Origin of the sequence: Pseudomonas bohemica (assembly GCF_002934685.1) — a bacterium.
Classification (GTDB): Bacteria; Pseudomonadota; Gammaproteobacteria; order Pseudomonadales; family Pseudomonadaceae; genus Aquipseudomonas; species Aquipseudomonas bohemica.
Map to the genome: position 1 here is coordinate 1 of NZ_NKHL01000030.1, position 1,248 is coordinate 1,248.

Sequence of the window (1,248 nt, forward strand, 5' to 3'; positions counted from 1 at the left end):
GGCTGATCGCTGCGGGCGCAGGACTCGTGTTGGCAGCGATGGCAGGTGTGGCTGCACTGGCCGGATTCGGGGTGGTTGGCCTGGCGATGATGGGCGGGATGACCCTGTTGGGCGATCTGGGTGACCGGCTCGGACCGGGTTATCGCGATCTGCTGCAGGGTATGGCAGGGATGGCCCTGCTGGGTCTGGGGCCGAAGATGGCGAAGCTGGGCAAGCCGCCCACCAAGATATCAGCTCCCAGGTTTAAGCCTGGATTCACGACGGCAGATATTTTGGAAATGCCAAAAGGCACAAGGCCGGATGCAGTCAAGTATCTGGAGCCAGAATATGAGGCAGAGCATCTGGCACAGTTCGACAAAGGAGCTTCACGATTCACTACGCAGGTGATTTTTGATAAATACGGCATCGCGCGGGAGGACGGCACTACCTTCGTAATGCCCAAGCACGAAGCGGATGAGCTTCTCGTCAGCACCAACGGTGACAAACGCGCCTTGGAGAAGGCGTTAGGTTTGCCAGAAAACACGCTGGAAAGTGATACGTTGATGCGCGTCGATATACCGAAGCCCCGCGATCTGAATATCCGCATTCCTTCCGGCAACGAGGCAGGAGCAAACGAGCAATGGTTGCCAGGTGGAAAACTACCCGACGGCAACAGCGAGGCGGTCATCGATGCTGGAAAAATTGCGCCGAATGCCTTTACTGCGACCCCACTGATTTTTTAGAGAGCTCCCATGAAATTCACCGATCATTTTGTTAGCCGCCAACACAGATTTTCCATGGGATTCGAGGAGACGACGGGACGTTTTTATGTCTCTTTTCCCGTCAGCAATGGTATGGTGGAGTACGAGGAATACTACGAAATCGATCAGGCAGTGTTTGAACACTTCAAAAACGATATTGATGCAGCAATGGCATTCGTCATGAGCTGTCGTCGGCGGCAACACGACGACTTGCTAATGATACAGCCGGGAGCCCGCAGAGGATCTGCGATCTGATGCAGCGTTGAGTGAGTGCTCATCCGGTTACCGCAGGCATGCGGCCCAACTTCTTAACCCGCGAGTTGCTGCCGTGCTCCGCGCGATGAGGCCTTGAGTATGGGGGGCGACGGCGCGTATGGGACTGTTGGCGCGGACGCCGAATTGACCCAGTGGCCGATGCCACACTGACCCTGAATCGCCCCTGGTTTCATAGACACCTCCAAGCCTCATAATGAGGCCCAAATAGGAGGTGCCATGAGTCGTCAGCGTT

Annotated in this window: 1 protein-coding gene and 1 pseudogene; both read left to right on the plus strand. The window is 55.9% G+C overall.

Annotated features, from left to right (window positions below):
* Nucleotides 1-722, plus strand: a pseudogene (locus CE491_RS31005) (PAAR domain-containing protein); the annotation flags it as partial.
* A gap of 9 nt (nucleotides 723-731) precedes the next feature.
* A complete protein-coding gene (locus CE491_RS00120) occupies nucleotides 732-995 on the plus strand; it encodes a hypothetical protein (RefSeq protein WP_110946375.1) in 264 nt (87 codons plus the stop codon).
* Nucleotides 996-1,248 lie beyond the last annotated feature (253 nt).